At 62.1% G+C, this 4,341-nt stretch carries 4 protein-coding genes; 1 reads left to right on the top strand and 3 read right to left on the bottom strand.

Annotation, left to right across the window (positions count from 1 at the left end; all coding sequences use genetic code 11):
* The 3 genes from AC1DSN_RS19045 to AC1DSN_RS19055 form a co-directional block, all read right to left on the bottom strand.
* Positions 1–1,427, bottom strand: a 1,427-nt coding sequence (locus AC1DSN_RS19045; RefSeq protein WP_477332227.1) for a hypothetical protein, incomplete at its 3' end; no start/stop codon positions are given.
* A 197-nt stretch (positions 1,428–1,624) separates the two neighbouring features.
* Positions 1,625–2,662 (bottom strand): alpha/beta fold hydrolase, encoded by a 1,038-nt coding sequence (locus tag AC1DSN_RS19050; protein WP_477332229.1) that lies wholly within the window; start codon positions 2,660–2,662, stop codon positions 1,625–1,627.
* 266 nt (positions 2,663–2,928) lie between these two features.
* Positions 2,929–3,750, bottom strand: a complete 822-nt coding sequence (locus AC1DSN_RS19055; protein ID WP_477332231.1) for a helix-turn-helix domain-containing protein — start codon at positions 3,748–3,750, stop codon at positions 2,929–2,931.
* A 171-nt stretch (positions 3,751–3,921) separates the two neighbouring features.
* Here AC1DSN_RS19055 and AC1DSN_RS19060 point away from each other — a divergent pair.
* The coding region (locus AC1DSN_RS19060; RefSeq protein ID WP_477332233.1) for a hypothetical protein at positions 3,922–4,341 on the top strand (420 nt) is incomplete at its 3' end.

Here is a 4,341-nt window from a genome sequence, read left to right on the forward strand (position 1 = left end):
GCGTAGTCCTTGTCGACCGCCTCGAACTGCACGTTGACCAGTTTGTAGTACGCCCACGGCGAGGGCTTCTTCTGCCCATGCGCGTTGGCATAGGTCGCCATGGCGGCGTGCGCATCCTTGTTAGCCTGCACGATGATGTTCGGAATGGCGTTGTCGCGATAGTTGACACAAATGAAGCCGCCTGCCGGAAGGCCGGGCTTGCCGTCGCTGTTCTGGTAGTAGAGCTGGTTCTTCGGCCGCGTACCGACCGACGGTGTGCAGTACTGCGCACTCGCCGGTACGAGATCGACCTCGGGGGGAAGACCGCTCGGGCTCACGGTGGCGGTGTCGTCAAGCGTCACGGAAGGGATGGTCGGACAGGGTGCCTTCTGATCGCTGCGGCATGCCGGCAACGCTCCGGCAATCGCGCCGTTCTCATCTTCCAGCGGCGTGCCGTTGGGCCGCAGGATATTGTCAGCCTGCTCGAACGTGGCGTAGATGAAGTGCGGTGCGGTCGCCGTCTTCTGAATGATGTGCAAGGCGACCAGACCCCAAACGGCTTCGCGGTAGCATGTGGTCTTGCTCGTGTTCGTTTCGTACGAACGCACCTTGGCCATGTGGAACCGGCCCGATTGCTGTTCAGCCGTCGTGAGCTCGCGCCAACCCGCTTTTATTTCAATGGTGTTGAGCGGCAGGCTCACGTACTGACTACTCCCCGGCGGCGGACTGGCCTTGTTCGTCTCCAGATACGTTTGCGTCTTCTGGGCAACACTGCCGGGAACAGCGGTCCACCACTGGTTGTTAGCCACATAGGCGTATTCGGTGCGGTTGGCCTTCGCGGTGAAGCGGATCAATTGCGGCGAGCTGTTGCCTGGCACCTGGGTCGGGGCCGCACCGGCGTACATGTCGTCCAGCGTGATCTGGTCGGTTTCGTCGAGATTGACCCAGGCCGTCGATGTCGATGTGGCGCCGCAGGCAGGAACGACGTTGTCGTAATTGTACGCAGGCAACGCGTCATAGCCGAAGGACGTGTTGGGATTGTTGACATAGCCCGGAGGCACGCCCTTGCCAGGGAAGATTTCCACCTTGCTGCGAAAGGTTTCCCATACGAGGGGGCCATCGCAGCTCGGGTCGCCGAACAGGCACTTCGTATTGGGTGTATCGCGCTGCCCGTTGAAGCCGGACTGATTTACCGCTGGCCAGTTGAGGGCGATGAATTCCTGCCAGGCGAACGCAGCCGCTTGAGAGAGGACGGCCTTCTGCGCGCCGCCGCCGGAGGCGTTCAGTTCCTTCGGAACGTTGCTGTCGATCGTGATCGGAGCCGCGGCAGCCGCGGTACCGGGCGATGAATCGCTCGCGGGCGACGCATGCAGGTTTTCGGATGGCCAAACGACGGACATAGCGAGGCTTAGCGACATGGCTGTCGCCAGGACGATACGGATATTCATGTCTTTTTCCCTGTCTTCGGTCGCGCATCACATGGGATGGCGTGCATCACACAAAGTGCTTGCGTGGCGTAGCAGTAACATGCGTGTGGAACGCAAACAAGCGAGCGTGAAGAAGTCGTCGCTTTTTGCTTATAAGTCTTTTGCGGGGTCGGCGGATGTGTAGGAAATGCCCTACACAGTCGCAAGTTTGCGTGCTGCTACTCCACGACAGTGGGCTCGGCCTGCGAATACGCAACCTTCCCCTGCCGAAGCGATTCAACCAGAGCGGTCACTTCGCGAATGACTAGCTCCGGTCGATCCACATGGATGTAGTGGTCGCTGCCCCTGGCGATGACGCGACGGCTGATGGGTGAAAGTGCCTTGCTCTCTTCCTGCATTTGGTTCCAGACGACGGAGTTCGCCTTGGCGACCTCCGGTGGCCAGTTCGGCGGCATCGATGCCGGGTCGCGGGAGAGGATCAGGACGGGCAGGTCGGGGAAGGGACCCACCCGGCGTGTCTCGTCCCCGGATTGCCGCACGGCGTCCAGCTCGGCCTCGAGCGCGTCGAACTGTGTCGGATCGCAGTTATCCGCCTGGATGACGGCGGCGTACGCTTCAAAGCCCGGCGGGACGCTTGAGCAAACCCCTTGCAAGCGATACCAGCCGATCGTCATGAGCAGCTTTTGCCACGGCATTTCCGCGCGCTGGGTGTCCTGGATGGCGACGAGGCTCTTAGGTACGCGATCGTCCTGACCTGGAGTGGCACCGTCGATAAACACCAGTGCTGCCAGGTCGCTCCGGTAGTGGCCGGCGTAGGCACGCAGGTAGAGGCCGGAAATGGAGTGGCCTGCCAGGACGAAGGGCCTGTCGATACCCGCGACGCGAATGAGGTCGTGCAGCTGCGCGGCCAGCGTATCCGCGTCATGGGGACGCGGCGTCATGGCGCTCGTACCGAAGCCGCTCCGATCGAACGAGCAGACGCGGGTCACTTTCGCCAGTGCTGGCTGGACTTTCAACCAGGTCGTGAAGTCGTCGCCGAGGCCGGTATCGAGCATCACGGTGGGTGACCCCTCGCCAGAGCAGACCAGATGCACGTCGTACCCATTGACCTTGTAGATCTCACCGGGGGCGTGGGCCAGGGAACGCAGCTTTCGAAGCGAAAGCTCGTTGTAAGCCGTCCCGGCAATGAGGAGGACGAGGGCCAGCGAGGCGACGGCGACTGCGGCGATGGCGAGAACTTTCTTGGGCGTAGTCATGTCAACGCGATGCTCCTCGCTGCCGCGGACGGGAGCCCGTGCCATCGGTCATGAAGTGAGCTCCACCTTCGGCATTGCACGCTTGAACGAACCTGTAGGAGCCGATTCATCGGCGATCCCGCGGCAGCGGGCCAGGTTGTCGCGAATCAGCCTGTCGCTAGCTACGCTGTCGCTAGCACCCTTCGCCGATGAATCGGCTCCTACTGTGGCGGTTGGAATCCGGAGAACGGGTTGGCGTCGGCAAGCGCGGCGCCATGACGCACGGCTTACGACACCGGGYGGTGCCATCGCTCGGTCGCTTCGTCGACGGGCGCCATGCATTCGACGCGTAGCTCCTGCGGGCCGGGACTGCGCGGTGTGCCGACGGTCGTCACGAGCGAGAAGTAGCTAAGCCGGCGGTTCGCATCGACGAGGGTGAGGGGGATGACGGGGAGATCGGCGGCGCGGTCGTCCTGCGCGACACGTCCCGTGCCGGGATAGGCCATGAGCGCGTCGAGGAGCACGCGCGTCGGCTCGTCAATGGCTCCACCGACGGCTTCCCGCCGCACGCGCTGAAGCATGGAGGCGGAAAACCGGTCCCAGTCCCCAATGAAGGGCCGCAAGCCCTCGGGGTCGAAGATCATGTGGAGGATGTTGCGCGGACGAGGCCAGCGGTCCAGGTCGATGAACGAGCCGAGGAGCCGCTTCGTCGCCTCGTTGACCATCACCACGTTCCAGTAGCGATCCATGACCAGCGCGGGAAACGGCTCATGCTGCAGGATCATGCGCTGGAGGGCGTGACGGACGATCACGAAAGAGCCCGTGTCCCAGGACTCGTCCGCGTCGTAGAGAGGGGCATAGCCGGCCGCGAGCAGCAACTGGTTGCGCTCGCGAAACGGCATGTCGAGCCCATCCGCGACGACCATGAGTGTCTGCCGGGAGGGAGCGCTGCGTCCGCTTTCCATGAAGCTCAGGTGCCTTTGCGAGACGCCTGTCTGCAGTGAAAGCTCGAACTGGCTGACGCCGCGCGTGCCGCGCCATGCTTTCAGGATCCGGCCTAGCTCGCTGGGAGAACTGCCCGCTTGGGTGGTCATGTCGTCGCGCCGCATGGAAGTAAGGAAGCATTCGATCCTGGCTGGATCGGGTCAATTACCTCGGAGGTAATGAGCGCGGGTTACGCCTCAGCTTACCGAACGCAACCGTGTCTGATTACCCCGCACGTAATTGAGACGAATTTCCTTATTCCCACAATAGGCATCTCCCACTTCCAGGAGATACGTATGTCCACCACGAAAGGCAAGTTCAGCGAGTTCGTATTCAGCGCCATGCCAGGGTTCGACGAGTCCAGCTTTCGCAAGCTGTTCGCCCAGGCCATCCACCTCAAGACCATCGTGATCCATTGTTTCGACCCACGAGCTGTCGAGATTCCGGAGGTTGTCGCCCGCCATTTTCCTGGTGAAATCTATCCCGGCGAGAACGTGATCGACGAAGCCGGCAATCGCGTCGGGCACACGCGGACACTATTTCCTGTTTCAGTGGCCGGCGGTCGCGCCGTCGCTGGCCTGCAGTCGATATCCACGATGGAACACCTGTTTGGCTTCGAGAACGTTGTCGTGGTGCATCACTCGTTCTGCGGAGCAACGTCGTTCACCGCCGATGGCATGCTGGATGCCTACAAACATGAGCACGGCGTCGACATC

This window comes from Luteibacter sp. P4_D7_3, assembly GCF_056401735.1.

What these genes read in the sequence shown, in the direction of transcription:
- AC1DSN_RS19050 (WP_477332229.1), bottom strand. Translation starts at nt 2,662, where the DNA reads ATGACTACGCCCAAGAAAGTTCTCGCCATCGCCGCAGTCGCCGTCGCC.